The organism is Streptomyces sp. NPDC042364, from assembly GCF_056437585.1.
Map to the genome: position 1 here is coordinate 541,064 of NZ_JBWKAJ010000001.1, position 21,475 is coordinate 562,538.

The 21,475-nt window shown below is 71.9% G+C and carries 16 protein-coding genes; 11 read left to right on the forward strand and 5 right to left on the reverse strand.

What is annotated here, in order from left to right; translation table 11 throughout:
• Positions 1 to 75 precede the first annotated feature (75 nt).
• The 11 genes from uvrC to pgi all read left to right on the forward strand — a co-directional run bounded on the left by uvrC (position 76) and on the right by pgi (position 14,713).
• Complete coding sequence (gene uvrC, locus AC067N_RS02300) at positions 76 to 2,148, forward strand: excinuclease ABC subunit UvrC (protein ID WP_478676977.1); 2,073 nt, start codon at positions 76 to 78, stop codon at positions 2,146 to 2,148.
• Positions 2,145 to 3,197 (forward strand): RNase adapter RapZ, encoded by a 1,053-nt coding sequence (gene rapZ, locus AC067N_RS02305; RefSeq protein WP_478676978.1) that lies wholly within the window; start codon positions 2,145 to 2,147, stop codon positions 3,195 to 3,197. The genes uvrC and rapZ overlap by 4 nt, the downstream gene beginning before the upstream one ends.
• Positions 3,194 to 4,264: a gluconeogenesis factor YvcK family protein gene (locus tag AC067N_RS02310; RefSeq protein WP_478676979.1), complete on the forward strand. Its 1,071-nt coding sequence runs from the start codon at positions 3,194 to 3,196 to the stop codon at positions 4,262 to 4,264. The genes rapZ and AC067N_RS02310 overlap by 4 nt, the downstream gene beginning before the upstream one ends.
• Positions 4,255 to 5,244, forward strand: coding sequence for a DNA-binding protein WhiA (gene whiA, locus AC067N_RS02315; protein ID WP_478676980.1), 990 nt, complete (start codon positions 4,255 to 4,257; stop codon positions 5,242 to 5,244). The genes AC067N_RS02310 and whiA overlap by 10 nt, the downstream gene beginning before the upstream one ends.
• 188 nt (positions 5,245 to 5,432) lie before the next feature.
• A complete protein-coding gene (locus tag AC067N_RS02320) occupies positions 5,433 to 8,390 on the forward strand; it encodes a M14 family metallopeptidase (RefSeq protein ID WP_478676981.1) in 2,958 nt (985 codons plus the stop codon).
• A gap of 269 nt (positions 8,391 to 8,659) precedes the next feature.
• The gene (gene gap / locus AC067N_RS02325; protein ID WP_055514348.1) at positions 8,660 to 9,670 is read left to right on the forward strand and encodes a type I glyceraldehyde-3-phosphate dehydrogenase; all 1,011 of its coding nucleotides are present in this window, start codon (positions 8,660 to 8,662) and stop codon (positions 9,668 to 9,670) included.
• A 153-nt stretch (positions 9,671 to 9,823) separates the two neighbouring features.
• Positions 9,824 to 11,035: a phosphoglycerate kinase gene (locus AC067N_RS02330; protein WP_478676982.1), complete on the forward strand. Its 1,212-nt coding sequence runs from the start codon at positions 9,824 to 9,826 to the stop codon at positions 11,033 to 11,035.
• A 36-nt stretch (positions 11,036 to 11,071) separates the two neighbouring features.
• Positions 11,072 to 11,827 (forward strand): triose-phosphate isomerase, encoded by a 756-nt coding sequence (tpiA, locus tag AC067N_RS02335; RefSeq protein WP_079049203.1) that lies wholly within the window; start codon positions 11,072 to 11,074, stop codon positions 11,825 to 11,827.
• Positions 11,828 to 12,047: 220 nt separating this feature from the next.
• Positions 12,048 to 12,278, forward strand: coding sequence for a preprotein translocase subunit SecG (gene secG, locus AC067N_RS02340; protein WP_478677182.1), 231 nt, complete (start codon positions 12,048 to 12,050; stop codon positions 12,276 to 12,278).
• 203 nt (positions 12,279 to 12,481) lie between these two features.
• On the forward strand, positions 12,482 to 12,817 hold the full coding sequence (locus AC067N_RS02345) for an RNA polymerase-binding protein RbpA (RefSeq protein WP_078649359.1): 336 nt from the start codon (positions 12,482 to 12,484) through the stop codon (positions 12,815 to 12,817).
• A 240-nt stretch (positions 12,818 to 13,057) separates the two neighbouring features.
• Entirely contained in the window at positions 13,058 to 14,713 is a 1,656-nt protein-coding gene (pgi, locus tag AC067N_RS02350) for a glucose-6-phosphate isomerase (protein ID WP_478676983.1), read from the forward strand.
• A gap of 82 nt (positions 14,714 to 14,795) precedes the next feature.
• On the opposite strand, the gene fabG is transcribed toward pgi, so the two are convergent.
• From fabG to AC067N_RS02375, 5 genes are read right to left on the reverse strand one after another with little or no spacing between them, the layout of a single operon-like run.
• Positions 14,796 to 15,512, reverse strand: a complete 717-nt coding sequence (gene fabG / locus AC067N_RS02355) for a 3-oxoacyl-ACP reductase FabG (protein WP_478676984.1) — start codon at positions 15,510 to 15,512, stop codon at positions 14,796 to 14,798.
• Positions 15,509 to 17,110 (reverse strand): MFS transporter, encoded by a 1,602-nt coding sequence (locus AC067N_RS02360; protein ID WP_478676985.1) that lies wholly within the window; start codon positions 17,108 to 17,110, stop codon positions 15,509 to 15,511. Before AC067N_RS02360 ends, fabG begins: the two co-directional genes overlap by 4 nt.
• Positions 17,107 to 18,564 carry a nitrosuccinate lyase gene (locus AC067N_RS02365; RefSeq protein ID WP_478676986.1) on the reverse strand — a complete coding sequence of 486 codons (1,458 nt, stop codon included), beginning with the start codon at positions 18,562 to 18,564 and terminating at the stop codon, positions 17,107 to 17,109. The genes AC067N_RS02360 and AC067N_RS02365 overlap by 4 nt, the downstream gene beginning before the upstream one ends.
• A complete protein-coding gene (locus tag AC067N_RS02370) occupies positions 18,561 to 20,558 on the reverse strand; it encodes an FAD/NAD(P)-binding protein (protein WP_478676987.1) in 1,998 nt (665 codons plus the stop codon). Before AC067N_RS02370 ends, AC067N_RS02365 begins: the two co-directional genes overlap by 4 nt.
• Positions 20,555 to 21,475 carry an NAD-dependent epimerase/dehydratase family protein gene (locus tag AC067N_RS02375; RefSeq protein WP_478676988.1) on the reverse strand — a complete coding sequence of 307 codons (921 nt, stop codon included), beginning with the start codon at positions 21,473 to 21,475 and terminating at the stop codon, positions 20,555 to 20,557. The genes AC067N_RS02370 and AC067N_RS02375 overlap by 4 nt, the downstream gene beginning before the upstream one ends.

The window sequence follows — 21,475 nt, forward strand, 5'->3', positions numbered from 1 at the left end:
GGGACGGGGAGAGCCGTCCTGCGCAGACCCCCGGGCGCCCCCGTGCTGTCACTCCCCGCCAGTAGGGTGTGGAGCATGGCCGATCCCTCCAGCTACCGCCCCAGTCCGGGACAGATCCCGGACTCTCCCGGGGTGTACAAGTTCCGTGACGAGCACCGCCGGGTGATCTACGTCGGGAAGGCGAAGAGCCTGCGCCAGCGCCTGGCCAACTACTTCCAGGACCTGGCCGGCCTCCACCCGCGCACCCGCTCCATGGTCACCACGGCCGCCTCCGTGGAGTGGACGGTGGTGTCCACGGAGGTGGAGGCGCTCCAGCTGGAGTACTCCTGGATCAAGGAGTTCGATCCCCGGTTCAACGTCAAGTACCGCGACGACAAGAGCTATCCGTACCTCGCGGTCACGATGAACGAGCAGTACCCCCGCGTACAGGTGATGCGCGGTCACAAGAAGAAGGGCGTCAGGTACTTCGGCCCGTACGCGCACGCGTGGGCGATCCGCGACACCGTGGACCTGCTGCTGCGCGTCTTCCCCGTCCGCACCTGCTCCGCCGGCGTCTTCAAGAACGCAGCCCGCACCGGCCGCCCCTGTCTGCTCGGCTACATCGGCAAGTGCTCCGCCCCCTGCGTCGAGCGGATCACCGCCGAGGACCACCGGGAACTGGCCGAGGAGTTCAGCGACTTCATGGCCGGCCGCACCGGCACCTACCTCCGTCGTCTGGAACGGCAGATGACGGACGCGGCCGAGGAGATGGAGTACGAGCGGGCCGCCCGGCTGCGCGACGACATCGAGGCCCTGAAGAAGGCCATGGAGAAGAACGCGGTCGTGCTCGCCGACGCGACCGACGCCGACCTGATCGCGGTCGCCGAGGACGAGCTGGAGGCCGCCGTCCAGATCTTCCACGTACGCGGCGGGCGCGTGCGCGGCCAGCGCGGCTGGGTCACCGACAAGGTCGAGGCCGTCACCACCGGTGACCTCGTCGAGCACGCCCTCCAGCAGCTCTACGGCGAGGAGACCGGCGACTCGGTGCCCAAGGAGGTCCTCGTCCCGGCGCTGCCCGACCCCGTCGAGCCCGTCCAGGAGTGGCTCACCGGGCGCCGCGGCTCCAACGTCTCGCTGCGCATACCGCAGCGGGGCGACAAGAAGGCCCTCATGGAGACCGTCCAGCGCAACGCCCAGCAGTCGCTCGTCCTGCACAAGACCAAGCGTGCCTCCGACCTCACCACCCGCTCCCGGGCCCTGGAGGAGATCGCCGAGGCCCTCGACCTCGACAGCGCCCCGCTCAGGATCGAGTGCTACGACATCTCCCACCTCCAGGGCGACGACGTCGTGGCCTCCATGGTCGTCTTCGAGGACGGACTCGCCCGCAAGAGCGAGTACCGCCGCTTCCAGATCAAGGGCCGGGTCGGCGACACCCAGGTCTGGCACGGCGAGGGCCAGGACGACGTCCGGTCCATGCACGAGGTCATCGCCCGCCGCTTCAAGCGGTACCTCGCCGAGAAGGAGAAGACCGGCGAGTGGACCGAGGGCGAGGACGCCCTCACGGAGGAGGACGGCCGCCCCAAGCGCTTCGCCTACCCGCCGCAGCTCGTCGTCGTCGACGGCGGACAGCCGCAGGTCGCCGCCGCCCGCCGGGCCCTGGACGAACTGGGCATCGACGACATCGCCGTGTGCGGTCTCGCCAAGCGCCTGGAGGAGGTCTGGCTGCCCGGCGAGGACGACCCGGTGGTCCTGCCCCGCGCCAGCGAGGGCCTGTACCTGCTCCAGCGCGTCCGCGACGAGGCCCACCGCTTCGCCCTCACCTACCAGCGCGCCAAGCGGGCCAAGCGGTTCCGGGCGAGCCCCCTGGACGACGTGCCCGGCCTCGGCGACACCCGCAAGCAGGCCCTGCTCAAGCACTTCGGCTCGCTGAAGAGGCTGCGCGCCGCGACGATCGACCAGATCTGCGAGGTCCCCGGCATAGGGCGCAAGACGGCCGAGACGATCGCCGCGGCCCTGGCGCAGGCGGCTCCGGCGGCACCCGCCGTGAACACCGCCACTGGGGAGATCATGGAGGAAGAGGAGCCCGGCACGACGGCGGACACCTCCGGGGAACCCGTGGCGGTGTTCACCGCGGGCGCCCCGGACCGGCGACGAGGGCAGGAGACATGACCGAGCACGAAGAGCGCCCTGAACCCCATGAGCGCCCCGAGCGTCCAGAAGAACAGCACCGAGAGCACACAGGGGAGCGCGGGCAGGCCCTCAGCGCGGCGGGCGACCATGCCTCCCAGCACCCAGCGCCACAGGAAGACGGAGCACACGTGAGTACGGGCATCGAAACAGCCGGGGTCCCCGATGCGGCCATCCCCGAGCTGGTCATCATCTCCGGCATGTCCGGCGCCGGACGGTCCACGGCCGCCAAGTGCCTGGAGGACCTCGGCTGGTTCGTCGTGGACAACCTGCCGCCCGCGCTGATCCCCACCATGGTGGAGCTCGGCGCCCGCTCCCAGGGCAACGTGGCGCGGATCGCGGTCGTCGTGGACGTCCGCGGCCGCCGTTTCTTCGACAACCTCCGTGACTCCCTCGCCGACCTGGAGACGAAGAACGTCACCCGCCGGATCGTCTTCCTGGAGTCCTCCGACGAGGCCCTGGTGCGCCGCTTCGAGTCGGTGCGCCGCCCGCATCCCCTCCAGGGGGACGGCCGCATCGTCGACGGCATCGCCGCCGAGCGGGAGCTGCTGCGCGAGCTGCGCGGCGACGCCGACCTGGTGATCGACACCTCCAGCCTGAACGTGCACGAGCTGCGCGCCAAGATGGACGCCCAGTTCGCCGGCGAGGAGGAGCCCGAGCTGCGGGCCACCGTCATGTCCTTCGGCTTCAAGTACGGCCTCCCGGTCGACGCCGACCTGGTCGTGGACATGCGCTTCCTGCCCAACCCGCACTGGGTCCCGGAGCTGCGCCCGTTCACCGGCCTCAACGAGGAGGTCTCCGCGTACGTCTTCAACCAGCCCGGAGCCAAGGAGTTCCTCGATCGCTACGCGGAGCTGCTCCAGCTGATCGCCGCAGGGTACCGCCGCGAGGGCAAGCGGTACGTGACCATCGCGGTCGGCTGCACCGGCGGCAAGCACCGCTCGGTCGCCACCTCCGAGAAGCTCGCCGCCCGCCTCGCCTCCCAGGGCGTCGAGACCGTCGTCGTGCACCGCGACATGGGCCGCGAATGACCGGACGTGCTGCTCTGCGGCTGAGCAGACTGCGCCGGGTCACCCCGGAGGGACGGACGGCCAGGCCCGCCGAGGCGCGCGGCGGCCGGCCGCGCCGTCGTGGCGCCCAGCCGAAGGTCGTCGCCCTCGGCGGCGGCATGGGCCTGTCCGCCTCGCTCGCCGCCCTGCGCCGGATCACCGGCGACCTCACCGCCGTCGTCACCGTGGCCGACGACGGCGGCTCCAGCGGACGCCTGCGCGACGAGCTGGGCGTGCTCCCGCCCGGCGACCTGCGCAAGGCGCTGGCCGCGCTGTGCGGCGACGACGACTGGGGCCAGACCTGGGCCCGCGTCATCCAGCACCGCTTCAAGACCAAGGGCGACCTGCACGACCACGCCGTCGGCAACCTTCTGATCGTCGCCCTGTGGGAGCAGCTCGGCGACCACGTCCAGGCACTGGACCTGGTCGGCAGGCTGCTCGGCGCCCAGGGCCGCGTGCTGCCCATGTCCGCGGTCCCCCTGGAGCTCCAGGCCCTGGTCAAGGGGCACGATCCGGCGCGCCCCGACGCCGTGGACACCGTCCGGGGCCAGGCGACCGTCGCGCTCACCCCCGGCGAGGTGCAGTCCGTGCACCTCGTGCCGCACGACCCGCCCGCCGTGCCCGAGGCGGTGGCGGCCGTCCTCGACGCCGACTGGGTGGTGCTCGGCCCCGGCTCCTGGTTCTCGTCGGTGATCCCGCACCTGCTCGTCCCCCAACTGCTCGACGCCCTCACCGAGACCAAGGCCCGGCTCGTGCTGTCGCTGAACCTCGCCCCGCAGCCGGGAGAAACCGATGGCTTCTCCCCGCAGCGTCATTTGGAGGTTTTGGCACGACACGCCCCTAAACTCGCCCTGGACGTGGTGCTGGCCGACGAGGCCGCCGTGCCCGACCGCGATTTGCTGACCGAGGCCGCCGAGCGGTTCGGCGCCGCGGTCGAGCTGGCCCCGGTGGCCCGGCCCGACGGATCTCCGCGGCATGATCCGGAGCTGCTGGCCGCCGCGTACGACCGTATTTTTCGGATGCATGGAAGGATCGGCCCATGGCGATGACGGCAGCGGTGAAGGACGAGATCTCCCGGCTACCCGTCACCCGGACCTGCTGCAGAAAGGCGGAGGTCTCGGCGATCCTGCGGTTCGCGGGCGGGCTGCACCTGGTGAGCGGCCGCATCGTGATCGAGGCGGAGCTGGACACCGCGATGGCGGCGCGCCGCCTCAAGCGGGACATCCTGGAGATCTTCGGCCACAGCTCCGAACTGATCGTGATGGCACCCGGCGGACTGCGCCGGGGCTCGCGTTACGTGGTGCGGGTCGTCGCGGGCGGCGATCAGCTGGCCCGCCAGACGGGACTGGTGGACGGCCGCGGCCGTCCCATCCGAGGGCTGCCCCCGCAGGTGGTCTCGGGGGCCACCTGCGATGCCGAGGCCGCCTGGCGCGGGGCGTTCCTGGCGCACGGCTCGCTCACCGAGCCCGGCCGTTCGTCCTCCCTGGAGGTGACCTGCCCGGGCCCGGAGGCCGCCCTCGCGCTGGTCGGCGCCGCCCGCCGGCTGTCGATCGCCGCGAAGGCCCGTGAGGTGCGGAGCGTGGACCGGGTCGTCGTCCGGGACGGTGACGCGATCGGCGCGCTGCTGACCCGGCTCGGCGCCCATGAGTCGGTGCTCGCCTGGGAGGAGCGGCGGATGCGCCGCGAGGTCCGGGCCACCGCGAACCGGCTCGCCAACTTCGACGACGCCAACCTGCGCCGCTCGGCCCGTGCCGCGGTCGCCGCCGGTGCCCGCGTCGGCCGCGCCCTGGAGATCCTCGGCGACGACGTGCCCGAGCACCTCGCCGCCGCAGGACGGCTGCGCATGGAGCACAAGCAGGCCTCGCTGGAGGAGCTGGGCGCGCTCGCCGACCCGCCGCTCACCAAGGACGCCGTCGCGGGCCGCATCCGCCGGCTGCTGGCCATGGCGGACAAGCGCGCACAGGACCTGGGCATCCCGGGGACCGAGGCGAGCCTCACCGAGGAGATGGCCGAAAACCTCGCCGGGTGACAGCCTGTCAGTCCTACGCCGTATGGACGAACTCGCCGGTGCCGACGCCCTGTTGGGCTGTCGGCGCCGGTTTTTCGATCACCGGGTGAAATCCTTGTGTGGCCTGTGCGCCACCCTTGACGTGACCCCGATCTGACATGAGCCTGGCGTCTGTTCGCCACTGTGGCGAACCCACGCAAGGGGGGCTCATGAGACGAAGAGCGAGATCGATCCTCGCCGCGGGCGTGCTCCTGCTGGGCGGCGGCGCCGGGCTCGCGCCGTTCGCGCAGGCGGCCGAGAACGAGGGTTCCGGCGACGCGGAAGAGGTCAAGGTCTTCCGCGCCGAGGTCACGAAGAAGCAGGTACCCCTGCTGCTCGCGGCCGGGCAGGACGGTCACGAACTCAGCGAGCAGGCGCCGGAGAAGGGCACCGCGTCGGTCGAGGTCTATCTCACCGACAAGCAGGCGAAGGCCCTGGAGGAACAGGGCGTCGAGCTCAAGGAGCACAAGCTCAGCCGCAAGGCGGAGGCCCGGGTGGACGCCGCCGGCGACGGCGTCTACCGCCCCTACAGCGGCGCCGGCAACCTCAAGGAGGAGATCCTCCGGACCGGTCGGGAACACCCCTCCCTGACCAAGGTGGTCTCCATCGGCAAGTCCCTCCGGGGACAGGACATCCTCGCGCTCAAGGTGACCAGGAACGCGAAGAAGACCAAGGACGGCGCCAGGCCCTCCGTCCTGTACCTGTCCAACCAGCACGCACGTGAGTGGATCACGCCGGAGATGACCCGGCGGCTGATGCACCACTACCTGGACAGCTACAAGACGGACAAGCGGATCAAGAAGATCGTCGACACCACCGAGCTGTGGTTCGTGATCTCCGCCAACCCGGACGGCTACGACTTCACGCACAAGGCCGATGGCAACCGCCAGTGGCGCAAGAACCTGCGCGACATCAACGGCGACAAGGCCATCACCGTCGGTGACGGCGTCGACCTGAACCGCAACTTCGCCTACAAGTGGGGCTACGACAACGAGGGCTCGTCCCCGTTCCCCACCAGCGAGACCTACCGCGGCGCGACCCCGGGCTCCGAGCCCGAGACCAAGGCCCTGGACGCCTTCGAGAAGCGCATCGGCTTCGAATACGGCATCAACTACCACTCCGCCGCCGAACTGATCCTCTACGGGGTCGGCTGGCAGGTGGCCACCCCCACCCCGGACGACGTGCTCTACGAGGCGCTGGCCGGCACCCCGGAGAACCCCGCGGTCCCCGGCTACCACCCCCAGCTCTCCTCGGAGCTGTACACCACCAACGGCGAGGCCGACGGCCACGCGGCCAACGTCAACGGCACGCCGATGTTCACCCCCGAGATGTCGACGTGCCAGACCGCGTCGAACATCGACCCGGCCGACGCCTGGAAGCCGGAGGACTGCGCCTCCGTCTTCACGTTCCCCGACGACGAGAAGCTGATCAAGCAGGAGTTCGAGAAGAACATCCCGTTCGCGCTCTCCGTCGCCGAGTCCGCCGCCAGGCCGGACCGGCCGAAGTCCGCGGTGGGCCTCGAGGCTCCCGACTTCACCCCCGCGCCCCTCACCACGTCCTACTCCCGCGGCGCCGACCAGGAGATCTCCGTCGTCGCCCGCAGGTCCGTACGTGACAAGGAGCTGAAGTACCGGATCAACGGCCGCGGCCGGACCTACGACCAGACGCTCAGGCCCTGGAAGGGCGGCGAGACGTTCGGCGGTGAGGACAACCTCTGGTTCGACGAGTACCGGGCGAAGGTCCAGGACGGCGAGCCCGGCGACAAGGTCGAGGTCTGGTTCACCGGCGAGACCAAGAGCGGCAAGCCCACCCGCAGCGAGCGCTTCACCTACACGATCGCCGAGCGGCCCAAGGCCGACACCCTCGTCGTCGCCGAGGAGGGCGCGACCGCGACCCAGGCGCAGACCTATGCCGACGCGCTGAAGGCCAACGGCAAGAAGGCGCTCGTCTGGGACGTCGCGACCCAGGGCGCTCCCGACGCGCTGGGCGTACTGAAGCACTTCAAGCAGGTCGTCCACTACACGGGCGCCGTGCGCCCCGGCGTCGCCACCCAGCTCGAACTGCGCGCCTACCTCAACGAGGGCGGCAAGCTGATCGAGGCGGGCGAGAGCGCCGGCGGCTCCGTCGACCTCGGCGGCGGCACCCTGTCCAACGACTTCAGCCAGTACTACCTGGGCGCCTACAGCCGTACGTCCCTGCCCGACGCCAAGGCCTTCACGGGCGGCGGCGGGCTCGCGGGCTTCACGGGAACGCTCGGCGACGCGCCCGGCAACCCGCTCAACACGGCCGGTTCGTTCGGCCTCACCTCCGACGCCCTGCCCGCGGACGCCTTCCCGCAGTTCGCGAGCGCGGGGGCGGGCCAGTACCCGGGCACCGTCAACCCGTACGGCCCGTACGAGGGCGCGTCCATGGCGGCGGTCACCCACTCCGACTACGCCTGGAACCGGCTCACCCGCACCATCGACCTCACCTCGGTGAGCGCGGCCGACAAGCCCACGCTGCGCACCCGGATCCTGTGGAACACCGAGGAGGGCTACGACCACGCCGTGCTGGAGGCGCACACCGCCGGGGCGGACGACTGGACGACACTGCCCGAGGCGGGCGGCGCCACCTCCACCGCCGTGCCCGTCGAGTGCGAGGCCGGCTACTTCATCCAGGCCCACCCTGCGCTGAGGCGGTACCTGACCCCGGGCTCCGCCGGCTGCACGCCGACCGGCACCAGCGGCGCCTGGAACAGCTTCACCGGGGCCTCCGACGGCTGGAAGCAGGTCGAGTTCGATCTGTCCGCCTACGCCGGCAAGTCGGTCGAGGTGTCCTTCAGCTACATCACCGACCCCGGCTCCGGCGGCCGTGGCGTCCTGCTCGACAACACCACGGTCGTCACCGGCGGCACCGCCGGCGCGACCGAGGGCTTCGAGACGTCGCTCGGCGCCTGGAAGACCCCCGGCCCGCCCGCGGGCAGCCCGGCGGTCGTCAGGGACTGGGGTCTGTCCGGCGAACTGTTCAAGACGTTCGGCGCGGTCACCACGGACGACACCGTGCTGCTGGGCTTCGGCCTGGAGCAGGTGCCGGCGGCGGCCGACCGTACGGCTCTTCTCGGCAGGGCGCTGTCGGCACTGAGGAAGTGAGCACCGACTGCTCCGAAGGGCTGATGACAGGCCCTTGAGAGGTCACCCCGAACGTCTGAAATCAGATGATCGGGGGGCCGCTCAAAAGGTAATCACCTTGTAAAACCCGGGCGGTCCGTACCCCTACTGGCGGGTACGGATCGCACCGGCATGTATAGGGCATCTCGATGTCACTCGACGGGCCCCGGGGAGGTAGGGTCGGAGGCGGTCGGGGACATCCCATACAGCTCGCCGGCACTGAGCCGGCGTACCAACGAGGAGATCGGTTCGTGACGATCCGCGTAGGCATCAACGGCTTTGGCCGCATCGGTCGTAACTACTTCCGCGCGCTGCTGGAGCAGGGTGCAGACATCGAGATCGTGGCTGTCAACGACCTGGGTGACACCGCGACCACCGCACACCTCCTGAAGTACGACACCATCCTGGGCCGTCTCAAGGCCGAGGTGTCGCACACCGCCGACACGATCACCGTGGACGGCCACACCATCAAGGTCCTCTCCGAGCGCAACCCCGCCGACATCCCGTGGGGCGAGCTGGGCGTCGACATCGTCATCGAGTCCACCGGCATCTTCACCAAGAAGGCCGACGCCGCCAAGCACCTCGCCGGCGGCGCCAAGAAGGTCCTCATCTCGGCTCCGGCCAAGGACGAGGACATCACCGTGGTGATGGGCGTCAACCAGGACAAGTACGACCCGGCGAACCACCACGTCATCTCCAACGCCTCCTGCACCACCAACTGTGTGGCGCCGATGGCCAAGGTCCTCGACGAGAACTTCGGCATCGTCAAGGGTCTGATGACGACGGTCCACGCGTACACCAACGACCAGCGCATCCTGGACTTCCCGCACTCGGACCTGCGTCGCGCCCGCGCCGCCGCCGAGAACATCATCCCGACCACCACCGGTGCCGCGAAGGCCACCGCGCTGGTCCTGCCCCAGCTCAAGGGCAAGCTCGACGGCATCGCCATGCGTGTCCCGGTCCCGACCGGCTCGGCCACCGACCTGGTCGTCACGCTGCAGCGCGAGGTCACCAAGGACGAGGTCAACGCCGCCTTCAAGAAGGCCTCCGAGGACGGCGACCTCAAGGGCATCCTGTTCTACACCGAGGACCAGATCGTGTCCTCGGACATCGTCAGCGACCCGGCCTCCTGCACTTTCGACGCCTCCCTGACCATGGTCCAGGAAGGCACGTCGGTGAAGATCCTCGGCTGGTACGACAACGAGTGGGGCTACTCCAACCGCCTCGTCGACCTGACGGTCTTCGTCGGCAACCAGCTCTGATCGACGGAAACAGGCACTTGATGTGACGGCAGGGCTCGGGCGGCGCAGCGACGCGCCGCCCGGGCCCTGACTCACGTGCGAAACGGCCCTCCTACGATCACGGGGCCCTCTTACGATCACGAGCACCACAAGTCCTCTCCGGGAGTCCCCTCAATGAAGACGATCGACGAACTCCTCGCCGGCCCGGTCGCCGGAAAGCGGGTCTTCGTCCGCGCCGACCTGAACGTGCCGCTGTCCGGCACCACCATCACCGACGACGGCCGCATCCGTGCCGTCCTGCCCACCGTGAAGGCGCTCGCCGAGGCGGGCGCCCGCGTGGTCGTCGCCTCGCACCTGGGCCGCCCCAAGGGCGCCCCGGACCCGGCCTTCTCGCTCGCCCCCGCCGCCGCCCGCCTCGGCGAACTCCTCGGCGCCGACGTGGCGTTCGCGACCGACACCGTCGGCGAGTCCGCCACGGCCACCGTCACGGGCCTCGCCGACGGCCAGGTCGCCGTGCTGGAGAACCTGCGCTTCAACGCCGGTGAGACGTCGAAGGACGACGCCGAGCGCGCCGCCTTCGCGGACCGGCTCGCCGGACTCGCCGACGTCTATGTCGGCGACGGTTTCGGCGCCGTGCACCGGGGGCACGCCTCCGTCTTCGACCTCCCGGCCCGGCTGCCGCACTACGCCGGCTACCTGATCGCCACCGAGGTCGGCGTCCTCAGGAAGCTCACCGAGGACGTCAAGCGCCCCTACGTGGTCGCGCTCGGCGGCGCCAAGGTCTCCGACAAGCTCGCCGTCATCGACCAGCTGCTCGGCAAGGCCGACCGCATCCTCATCGGCGGCGGCATGGCGTACACCTTCCTCAAGGCCAAGGGCTACGAGATCGGCGGCTCCCTCCTCCAGGAGGACCAGCTCCCGGCCGTCGCGGAGTACCTGGAGCGCGCCGAGAAGACCGGTGTCGAACTGGTCCTGCCCGTCGACGCCCTCGTCTCGTCCGCGTTCCCGGACCTGAAGGCCAAGGCCCCGGCCAACCCCACCTCCGTCGCCGCGGACGCCATCCCGGCCGACCAGATGGGCCTGGACATCGGTCCGGAGACCCGCAAGCTGTACGCCTCGAAGATCGCCGACGCGGCCACCGTCTTCTGGAACGGGCCGATGGGCGTCTTCGAGCACCCCGATTTCGCCGAGGGCACCAAGGCGGTCGCCCAGGCTCTCCTCGACTCCGAGGCGTTCACGGTCGTCGGTGGCGGAGACTCCGCCGCGGCCGTGCGCATCCTGGGCTTCGACGAGAACGCATTCGGCCACATCTCGACCGGTGGCGGCGCCTCCCTCGAATACCTCGAGGGCAAGACGCTCCCCGGCCTCGCCGCACTGGAGGACTGACCCTCGATGACTGTTGACAACGGCCGCCTGCCCCTGATGGCCGGCAACTGGAAGATGAACCTCAACCACCTCGAGGCCATCGCCCACGTCCAGAAGCTCGCCTTCGCCCTGGCCGACAAGGACTACGAGGCCTGCGAGGTCGCGGTCCTGCCGCCCTTCACCGACCTGCGGTCCGTGCAGACCCTCGTCGACGGCGACAAGCTCAAGATCAAGTACGGTGCGCAGGACCTGTCGGCCCATGACTCCGGCGCCTACACCGGCGAGATCTCCGGCCCGATGCTGGCCAAGCTCAAGTGCACCTTCGTGGCGGTCGGCCACTCCGAGCGCCGCCAGTACCACGACGAGACCGACGAGATCGTCAACGCCAAGGTCAAGGCCGCCTTCAAGCACGGCCTCACCCCGATCCTCTGCGTCGGTGAGGAGCTGGAGGTCCGCGAGGCGGGCAACCACGTCTCCCACACCCTCGCCCAGGTCGAGGGCGGCCTGAAGGACGTCCCCGCCGAGCACGCCGAGACCGTCGTCATCGCCTACGAGCCTGTCTGGGCCATCGGCACCGGCAAGGTCTGCGGCGCCGAGGACGCCCAGGAGGTCTGCGCGGCCATCCGTGCCAAGCTGGCCGAGCTGTACGGCCAGGAGCTGGCCGACCGGGTCCGCATCCAGTACGGCGGTTCCGTCAAGGCCGGCAACGTCGCCGAGATCATGGCGCAGGCCGACATCGACGGCGCCCTGGTCGGCGGTGCCTCCCTCGACGCGGACGAGTTCGTCAAGATCGTGCGCTTCCGCGACCAGTGAGCCGTCGGGGCGCGGCCGGTGTCGAGAGGACGAGCGCGCGGAAGCCCGTAGGGCTGAGCACGGTCGGCCTCTCGACACCGGATCAGAGCGCCCCGGCGGCGATCCGAGAAAGGCGAGTAGGCGCTAGCGGCGGAACGTCGTAGTCTTGCGGGGGCATGGCGCTGTCGCCATGCCCCCGTGTCGTCCATCCAGATCCGAGGAAGTTGGTCCAGCCGTGGTTATGGGGTTCTCGATCGCCCTGATCGTCTTCAGCGGGTTGCTGATGCTGCTGGTGCTGATGCACAAGGGCAAGGGCGGCGGTCTCTCCGACATGTTCGGTGGCGGAATGCAGTCGTCCGTCGGCGGCTCCTCGGTCGCCGAGCGCAACCTCGACCGGATCACCGTCGTGGTCGGTCTGCTGTGGTTCGCGTGCATTGTCGTACTTGGCATCCTGATGAAGGTCACCAACTGACCTGCGTCACGGACGCACCAATCCGCACGTAAAGCCCCATGCCGGGTACGCGACTTCGAGCGCGGCCTATCATGGGGCTTGCGTCTGGGGTGGATGTAACTCCAATCACTGGACGCGCGTTGGGCCTTACGTAGACTGAGGCGCTCGCAGCGAAGCGAAACGCCGACTCGCTTCGCCGCACCATCACGCAGGGAGTTACGACCGTGGCAAGTGGCAACGCGATCCGAGGAAGCCGGGTCGGGGCGGGGCCGATGGGCGAAGCCGAGCGCGGCGAGTCCGCACCCCGGCTTCGCATCTCCTTCTGGTGCTCCAACGGACACGAGACCCAGCCGAGCTTCGCAAGCGACGCGCAGGTCCCCGACACCTGGGACTGCCCGCGCTGCGGCTTCCCGGCCGGACAGGACCGGGAGAACCCGCCGGACCCACCGCGCACCGAGCCCTACAAGACGCACCTCGCCTATGTGCGGGAGCGGCGCAGCGACGCGGACGGCGAGGCGATCCTCGCCGAGGCGCTCGCCAAACTGCGGGGCGAGATCTGAGAGTCGAGGCCGGCCGGGCACCCCAGGGTGTCCGGCCGGACACATGTGGGCCGGGCGCCGACTTCTGCATTCCCCGACCTGTCCTTCACCGCGCTGACACCGGCGCTCCAGGTGGACGTATCTGTTGTTGAGCCGGACGACGACGGGACGGCAACCCGTGACCCGTCGTGCTCCATTAGGTTGGGACCGGCAGCGGGGCAAGGTACGCAGGACCAGTAGGAAAGAAGGCTGAAGTCCGAGATGAACGCAGAAAGCCGTACCAGGCTCAACCAGACGCCCGAGTGGACGGCGCTGGCCGAGCACCGGGAACGACTGGGCGACGTACAGCTGCGGGAGCTGTTCGCGGCCGACCCGGGGCGCGGCACCGGGTACACCCTGGAGGTCGGCGATCTGCACGTCGACTACTCCAAGCACCTGGTCACCGACGAGACACTGCGGCTGCTGCGGGAGCTGGCCGCCGCGACCGGAGTGTTCGAACTGCGGGACGCCATGTTCCGTGGCGAGAAGATCAACACCACCGAGGACCGCGCCGTCCTGCACACCGCGCTGCGCGCGCCGCGTGACGCGGTGATCGAGGTCGACGGCGAGAACGTGGTGCCGGCCGTGCACGCCGTCCTCGACAGGATGACCGGCTTCGCCGAGCGGATCCGCTCCGGCGAGTGGACCGGGCACACCGGGCGGCGCATCAAGAACATCGTCAACGTCGGCATCGGCGGCTCCGACCTCGGCCCAGCCATGGCGTACGAGGTGCTGCGCTCCTACACCGACCGCGACCTGGTCGTCCGCTTCGTGTCGAACGTCGACGGGGCCGACCTGCACGAGGCGGTACGGGACCTGGACGCCGCGGAGACGCTGTTCGTCATCGCCTCGAAGACGTTCACCACGATCGAGACGATCACCAACGCGACCTCCGCCCGCGACTGGCTGCTGACCGAGCTGAAGGCGGGCCCCGAGGCCGTCGCGAAGCACTTCGTCGCGCTCTCCACGAACGCCGGGAAGGTGTCGGACTTCGGTATCGACACCGCCAACATGTTCGAGTTCTGGGACTGGGTCGGCGGACGCTACTCCTACGACTCGGCCATCGGTCTGTCCCTGATGATCGCGATCGGCCCGGACCGCTTCCGGGAGATGCTCGACGGCTTCCGGATCGTCGACGAGCACTTCCGCACCGCGCCCGCCGAGTCCAATGTGCCGCTGCTGCTGGGCCTGCTCGGCATCTGGTACGGCAACTTCCACGACGCCCAGTCCCACGCGGTCCTGCCGTACAGCCACTACCTGTCCAAGTTCACGGCGTACCTCCAGCAGCTGGACATGGAGTCCAACGGCAAGTACGTGGACCGGGACGGCCGCGAGGTCGAGTGGCAGACCGGGCCGGTGGTGTGGGGCACGCCGGGGACGAACGGGCAGCACGCCTACTACCAGCTGATCCACCAGGGCACCAAGCTGATCCCGGCGGACTTCATCGGCTTCGCCGAGCCGGTCGCCGACCTCGGTGACCGGTTCAGGGCGCAGCACGACCTGCTGATGGCCAACTTCTTCGCCCAGACCCAGGCGCTGGCCTTCGGCAAGACCCCGGACGAGGTGCGGGCCGAGGGCGTGGCCGAGGAGCTGGTGCCGCACAAGACGTTCAAGGGCAACCACCCGACGACCACGATCCTCGCCCGGGAGCTGACCCCGTCGGTCCTCGGGCAGCTGATCGCCCTGTACGAGCACAAGGTGTTCGTCCAGGGCGCCGTCTGGAACATCGACTCCTTCGACCAGTGGGGCGTCGAGCTGGGCAAGGTCCTCGCCAAGCGGGTCGAACCCGCGCTGACCGAGGGGGCCGAGGTCCCGGGGCTGGACGCGTCCACGCGGGCGCTGGTCGCCAAGTACCGGGAACTGCGCGGCCGCCGGTAGTGGATCGGGTGGGGAGGGGGAGGCACCCTCGGCCCCTCCCCACCCTGCTCTCGGGCGCCGGTGGTGCCCCGCCCCGACGGCCTCAGTGCCCCAGGCCGGCGCCTCCGTCGACCGGGATCACGGCGCCGCGTACGTAGCCGGCGCCGGCCAGGAACACCACCGCGTCGGCGACCTCCTCGGGACGGCCCAGCCGGCCGGCCGGGGTGCCGCGCAGCAGCTCACGGCGCTGTTCCGGGGTGAGGGCGCGGCTCATGTCGGTCTCGGTGAGACCGGGGGCGACGACGTTGCACGTGATGTCGCGGGGGCCCAGCTCCTGGGTGAGGGCGCGGGCGAAGCCGACGAGGCCCGCCTTGGCCGCCGCGTAGTTGGTCTGGCCGGGGGCGCCGTGCAGCGCGGCCGTGGAGGAGATCAGGACGATACGGCCGTGGCCCGCGAGGAGCATCCCGCGCACCGCCCGCCGGGCGACCCGGAAGGCCCCGGTGAGGTTGGTGTCGACGACGGAGGTGAAGTCGGCCTCGGACATCCGCGGCAGCAGCCGGTCCCGGGTGACACCCGCGTTGGCGACCAGCACGGACACCGGGCCGTGGACCGCCTCCGCCTCCTTGAACGCCCGGTCCACCTGATCGCCGTCCGTGACGTCGCACCGTACGGCGAGGACGTTCTCGGTCGCGGGGGGCTCCTCGCCCCGGTAGGTCACCGTGACCATGTCGCCGGCCGCGGCGAAACGCCGGGCCATGGCCAGGCCGATGCCCCGGTTCCCGCCGGTGACGAGGACCGAACGGGCCGTCGTCGGTGTCATCGTGTGCTCCCTCTCCTCGCTGCTTCCAACGGCTGTGTCCGCTCCCGGTCGATCGGCGCCGCCCGAGGGCGCAGGCCCACGGCGGACACCGCGAACCCGACGAGGGCGAGCGCGGCGATCGAGAGCGTGGCGGCGTACATCGCGTCGAGGAAGGCGCGGTCGGCCGCCGTCGCCAGCTCGGGCAGGCGCAGCGACCCGGCGAGCGAGCGGGCCGCCTCGGCGGAGGTGCGGGCCTGTTCCTCGGCGGCGGGGGAGAGCCCCTGCCCGGCGCCCGGCAGTTCGACGTCGGCCATGCGTGCCCGGTACACGCCGGAGAGGACCGAGCCGGCCAGGGCCACGCCGAGAGTGCCACCGACCTGCCGGGTGACACTGTTGACGGCGGACCCGGCCCCCGCGAGCCGCGGCGGCACCCCGCTCATCATCACGGCGGTGACCGGCGTGCCGACCAGGCCCATGCCGAAGCCCTGGATCCACAGCAGGGCGGCGATGATCCACAGCGGGGTCCGCCCGTCGAGCCAGGCGTAGGCGACGTAGGTGGCGGCGGTGGCGAGGACACCGGAGGCGACCGTCCAGCGGGCGGTCAGCCACCGGCTCGCCGCCGGGGAGGCCTGGCTGCCGAGGACGATGCCGACCGCGGCGGCGATCATGACCAGGCCGGCGTCGGCGGGGGAGAGCCCGCGGGGCCCCTGGAGATAGAAGGCCGCGTAGAAGAGGTGCCCGGCCAGCGCCATGAAGGCGAGCAGCAGCACCACACTCCCGGCCGTGAACCCGGGCTGCTTGAAGAGCCGCAGATCCAGGCTCGGCGTCGCCGACCTGCGCTGCCCGGCGACGAAGACGGCGAGCAGCGCGCAGCCCGCCGCGAAGGGCAGCAGGACATGGGTGCCGTACCAGGCGCGCCCGTTGCCGAGTTCGATGACGCCGTAGACGACGCCGCCCAGGCCCGGCACCGACAGGGCCAGGCCCGGCAGGTCGAGGACCCGGCGCCGCGCGCCGCCCAGGTCCGGGACGACGGCCACGACCGCCACCTGGCACAGGACCACGATCGGCACGTTGACCAGGAACACCGAGCCCCACCAGAAGCGGTCGAGCAGCGCGCCGCCCACGACCGGGCCGACGGCCACGCCGAGGCCGCTGGACGAGCTCCAGATCGCGATGGCCCGGGTGCGTTTCTCCTCCGGGGTGCCCTGCACGATGACCGTCAGGGTCGCCGGCATCAGCAGGGCGCTGCCCGCGCCCATGACGGCGCGCGCCGCGACGAGCCACGCCGGGCTGTCGGCGAAGGCGCCCGCGCCGGAGGCGGCGCCGAACAGGGCGAGCCCGGCGAGCAGGGTGTTCCGGGGGCCGAAGCGGTCGGCGAGCGCACCGCCCGCGAAGAGCATGCCGGACAGGATCAGGGTGTAGGCGCTCGCGACCCACTCCAGTTCGGCCGGGGTCGCGCCGAGACCGTCGGCCGGGTCGGCGAGGGTGGAGACGGCGACGTTGAGGATCGAGGTGTCCAGCCAGATCAGCATCTGGGCGCAGACCACGACCAGGAGGACGGGCCAGGTCCGGGCGGCGGGGACCGCCGGGTCCTTCGTCGGCCGGCTCACGGCGCTCATGGGGTGCCTCCGGAGTCCTGGTGGGCGCGCAGCGCCCGGTCGATCAGCGCGTCGGCCGCGCCCGTGTAGCGGGCCGGGTCGAGCAGCTCCGCCAGCCGGGCGGGGGTGAGGCGGGCGGCGAGTTCCGGACGGCGGGACAGCACCTCGCCCAGCGGGCGCCCGCTGTCGGCGGCCTCGAAGGAGGCCGACGCCAGCAGCCTCTTCGCCGTCGCCCTGCCGAGGGCCGGGGCGAGCGCCGCGTTCAGGCGCTCGGCGACGATCGCGCCGCCGGTCAGATCGAGGTTGGCCCGCATGCGCCCGGCGTGGACGACCAGCCCCTCGGCGAGCTCGACGGCGGTGTGCGCGGCCCCGCCCGCCAGCCGCAGCGCCTCCCGCAACGGCTGCCACTCGGCGTGCCACGCCCCGGCGGGCCGTTCGTCCTCGGCGAGCAGGCACTGCGCCAGGACGAGGGCGTGCGCGGGCACCTGCCGGGCGGCCGACACGATCAGGGTGGCCAGGGCCGGGTTCCGCTTCTGCGGCATGGCGGACGAGGCGCCCCGTCCGGCCGCGGCGGGCTCCGACACCTCACCGATCTCGGTCCGCGACAGGGTCTGCACGTCCAGCGCGAACTTGCCGAGCGCCCCGGTGACGAGCTGGAGCACGGCCCCGAGTTCCGCGACGGGGGTGCGGACGGTGTGCCAGGGGAGGACGGGCTCGGCGAGCCCCAGCGCCTCGGCGAAGGGACGGAGCAGGGCGATCCCGCCGACGGCCTGCCCGTCGGCGCTGTCCCCGGCGGCCACGCCACGGCACCGCTCGCCGACGTCCAGGAGGGCGTACTCGTGGTACGCGGCCAGGGTCCCCGCCGCTCCGCCCAGCTGGGCCGGCAGCCCGGCCGCCACCGTACGCACCCGCTCCAGCGCGTCCATGACCAGGCTGAGCCATCCCGCCGCCTTGAGCCCGAAGGTCGTCGGCACCGCGTGCTGGGCCAGGGTGCGCCCGGCGAGGACGGTGTGCCGGTGGGTGTCGGCCAGGGCGGCGAGGGCCGCGGCCACCCGGGACAGATCCCCGGCGATCAGATCGAGTGCCCGCCGGGACACCCGCATGGCCGCCGAGTCGAGGATGTCCTGGCTGGTCGACCCCCGGTGGACGTACTCGGCTGCGGCCGGGTCCCGCGCGGCGACGACCTCGGTGAACGCGGTCACCAGGGCGACCACCGGGTTGGCGGCGGCACGCGCGGCGTGGGACAGGGCGGCCAGGTCGAGCCGTTCGGGGTCGGCCGCCGAGGCGATCGCCTCCACGGCTGCGGCCGGGGTCAGCCCGACCGCGTGCTGGGCGCGGGCCAGCGCCACCTCCACGTCCAGCATGGCGCGCAGCCAGGCCTCGTCGGTCACCTCGGCCGCCACGGGCGTGCCCGCCCAGACGGGGGCGAGCAGCCCGGCGTCGGTGCCCACGGACATCGTCGTGTTCACACTCATCGACTCCCTGTGCCTGAGATCCGACGTACGGTCGGGGAACCGGCGGAGGGCGGGCCCTCGACACCAGGCAGCCCCAGTGCCGCCCGCGCGATCGCGTCCGAGTCCTCCAGCGTCACCGAGCCGACGCCGGGCCGGATGCCGACCGCCGTCACCCAGCGCACCCCCTCCACCGGCACCCCGAAGGCGAACCGGCGCGGGTGCGCGCGGCCCGCCGCGTCAAGCAGCCGGGGCGGACCGCCGGTCACCGCGAGACCGCCGGGCTCGTGACCGTCCAGCCGGTACGGACCGCACGCGCCCGACGCGAGCAGCTCACGCAGCAGGGGGTTCGTGCTCCGTCGCAGGTCGACGGCGGGCAGCCGGGCCTCGATCAGCGCGTCGACCCGCACCGGCGGCTCGTTCACCGACTCGGCGTCCACGAGGAACCCGTGGCGGCCACCCGGCGGCGACGGCCGCACCCGCATCCCCGGGCCCAGTACATGCAGGACGTCGGCCTCCATGAGGGCGATCAGCTGCTCGATACGGAAGGCGGGCGGGCCGATCGAGGTGAAGGCGTTCAACGGGGTGTACCAGCCGTCCAGTTCGGCGCGGTACGACGCGCCGGAGACACCGCCGTGGTCGACGACCAGCCGGATCTCGTTGCGCAGGTCCCGCAGGGCGTCCAGTGCGGCCTTCCGCGGTCCGTTCACATTGCCCAGCCGGGCCTCGGCGACATCCCGGCGCAGATACGGCAGCAGCCAGCGCCGGAAGCCGGCCCGGTCGGTGAAGGTCCGCTCGCCGTAGGGGCGTTCGATCCGCCGCCAGTCCCATCGCTCGGCGGGCGGCATCGCGTACCGGTCGAGCAGTGCCGCCTCCCGCGAGCCGTCGCCGTCCGCGAGGCAGGACCGGACGAACTCGCCGGCGGCCTCGGGGCCCCGGGCGGCGCGGATCCACGCCTCGTGGTGGACGGTCCGTACCTCGCGGTCGATCAGCGGCCAGAGGTCGGCGCGGAAGCCGATCGGCCGGCCGCCGTCGATCCGTCGCCGCAGACCGGCGATGACCTCCGGGGTGAGGAACCGCGGCTCGTGGCGGCCGAGCGCGCCCTTCTCGTTCTCCCCCCGGGCGTGGTACGGCACCCCGCGCCGCGAACCGGCGTACAGCACCGGCTCGTTGCCGCTCGGGAGGTACACGAGACCGGACTCGCCCTCCTTGAACGTGCCGCCGCGGCCCTCGGTGAGCAGGGCGACGCAGTCGAAGAAGTTCAGCCCGAGTCCGCGCAGCGCGACCGGGGCGCCCGGCGCGATCCCGCCGAGGCCGGTGTCGGCGGGGTTGGCGGGCGGCACGTACGTCAGGCCGTGGCGGTCGGCGAAGGACCGCAGCCCGCTCTCCTCCGGGCCGGGGGTCAGATCGCCGTGGCCGAGGGCGAGCACGACCGCGTCCAGGCCGGTCAGCCGGGTGCCGTCCGCCAGGGTCACCGTCTGCCGGGCACCCGGGAGGGGGTCGTCCGGCGAGGAGGGCCGCCGCTCGTCCGGCGCGTCGTCGGCCAGCGCGACGGCGGTCGTCGAGTGGACCCGGACCGTCAGACCGGGCGGCGCGGTCCGTAACAGGTGCCGGAACACCCACCGCAGGTAGTGGCCGTGGAACGCGCGGCTCGGATAGCTGTCCGGGCCGAGCCGCCGGGCCTCGTCCAGGGCGCGCGCGGGGAGGTCCGCGTCGAGGGCCCGGTCGCGGACGGCGCACGCCCAGTCGTACAGGCTGGGCCCCGGCACCGGGGGCCCCGCGCAGTCCACGCTGTCGTCGGTGAACACGGTCACCTGGGAGGCGACCGTGTTCATCAGCAGCTCGCCCGGCTGGCCGGTGCGCCAGACCGCGCCCGCGCCGGGCGGGTACGGGTCGACGAGGCGGACCTCGACCGGCCGTGCGAGCCCGGCGGCGTTGGCGTGGATCCGCTCCAGGACGGACAGGCCACGCGGTCCGGCGCCGATCACACAGACGGTGAGGCGGTCGGGACCGGTCATTCCCGGCCCAGCCCGTCACGCCAGCTCGGTCTCACCGGCTTCCAGCCCAGCCGCGCCCGCGCCCGGTCGTTGGCCGCGCCGTGGGCGGAGGTGAGCTGGTGCGCCATGAACCAGCCGAGCAGCCGGGGCGCGAGGGCCGCCGGCACCGTGCGGGGGGAGGGCGCGGCGAGCGTCCGGGCGAAGTGCGGGAGCCACTGCGCGGCCGGGGCCGGGTCGTCGTCCGTCACATGGAACACGCCGGTCGCGTCCGCCTCGACGGCGGCCACGGCCGCCCCCACGGCGTCCTCCACATGCAGGAACGACATGATCCCGGCGCCGCCGCCGGGCAGCGGCAGCCGCCCTGCCCGCACAGCCTGCGCGGTCCCTCCGGTACGGGCGTACGCCGTACGGGGGCCGTACAGGGTGCCGTACCGCAGGACCACGCCCGCCAGGCCGCCGCCCAGCACCTGCCGTTCCAGATCGGCCACCGCCCGGACGGTCGCCGCCCAGCCGGGATCGGGGGCGTCCACGTACAGCGGCGCGTCCTCGTCGAGGACCGGCTCCCCGGCGGGCGCGGCGGCGAAGGCGATGGACTGGGCGACCAGCCGGCGCGCACCGGCCGCGCGGGCCGCCGCGATCAGGTTGGCGGTGCCCTCGGTGCGCAGCCGCGCCGTCCGCGCGAACGCCGCCGGAGGGTCGTCGCGCAGCAGCCGCAGGGCCGACATCTGGTGGACGACGACCTCGGGCCGGGCGTCCGACACCGCCGACAGCAGCGCCTCGCGGTCGAGGGCGTCGGCGACCACCACCCCGTCCGCGCCGGGAGCCCGGTCGCGGGCCCCCTTCCGTACGAGTGCGCTCACCTCGTGGCCGCGTTCGCGCAGCGCGCCCACCAGCGGGTGCCCGACCACTCCGGTGGCCCCGGCGACCAGGATCCGCAT

What these genes read in the sequence shown, in the direction of transcription:
- AC067N_RS02330 (WP_478676982.1), top strand. Translation starts at nt 9,824, where the DNA reads ATGAAGACGATCGACGAACTCCTCGCCGGCCCGGTCGCCGGAAAGCGG.
- pgi (WP_478676983.1), top strand. Translation starts at nt 13,058, where the DNA reads ATGAACGCAGAAAGCCGTACCAGGCTCAACCAGACGCCCGAGTGGACG.
- AC067N_RS02360 (WP_478676985.1), bottom strand. Translation starts at nt 17,110, where the DNA reads ATGAGCGCCGTGAGCCGGCCGACGAAGGACCCGGCGGTCCCCGCCGCC.
- tpiA (WP_079049203.1), top strand. Translation starts at nt 11,072, where the DNA reads ATGGCCGGCAACTGGAAGATGAACCTCAACCACCTCGAGGCCATCGCC.
- AC067N_RS02375 (WP_478676988.1), bottom strand. Translation starts at nt 21,475, where the DNA reads ATGCGGATCCTGGTCGCCGGGGCCACCGGAGTGGTCGGGCACCCGCTG.
- AC067N_RS02365 (WP_478676986.1), bottom strand. Translation starts at nt 18,564, where the DNA reads ATGAGTGTGAACACGACGATGTCCGTGGGCACCGACGCCGGGCTGCTC.
- uvrC (WP_478676977.1), top strand. Translation starts at nt 76, where the DNA reads ATGGCCGATCCCTCCAGCTACCGCCCCAGTCCGGGACAGATCCCGGAC.
- fabG (WP_478676984.1), bottom strand. Translation starts at nt 15,512, where the DNA reads ATGACACCGACGACGGCCCGTTCGGTCCTCGTCACCGGCGGGAACCGG.
- secG (WP_478677182.1), top strand. Translation starts at nt 12,048, where the DNA reads ATGGGGTTCTCGATCGCCCTGATCGTCTTCAGCGGGTTGCTGATGCTG.
- AC067N_RS02370 (WP_478676987.1), bottom strand. Translation starts at nt 20,558, where the DNA reads ATGACCGGTCCCGACCGCCTCACCGTCTGTGTGATCGGCGCCGGACCG.
- AC067N_RS02310 (WP_478676979.1), top strand. Translation starts at nt 3,194, where the DNA reads ATGACCGGACGTGCTGCTCTGCGGCTGAGCAGACTGCGCCGGGTCACC.
- rapZ (WP_478676978.1), top strand. Translation starts at nt 2,145, where the DNA reads ATGACCGAGCACGAAGAGCGCCCTGAACCCCATGAGCGCCCCGAGCGT.
- whiA (WP_478676980.1), top strand. Translation starts at nt 4,255, where the DNA reads ATGGCGATGACGGCAGCGGTGAAGGACGAGATCTCCCGGCTACCCGTC.
- AC067N_RS02320 (WP_478676981.1), top strand. Translation starts at nt 5,433, where the DNA reads ATGAGACGAAGAGCGAGATCGATCCTCGCCGCGGGCGTGCTCCTGCTG.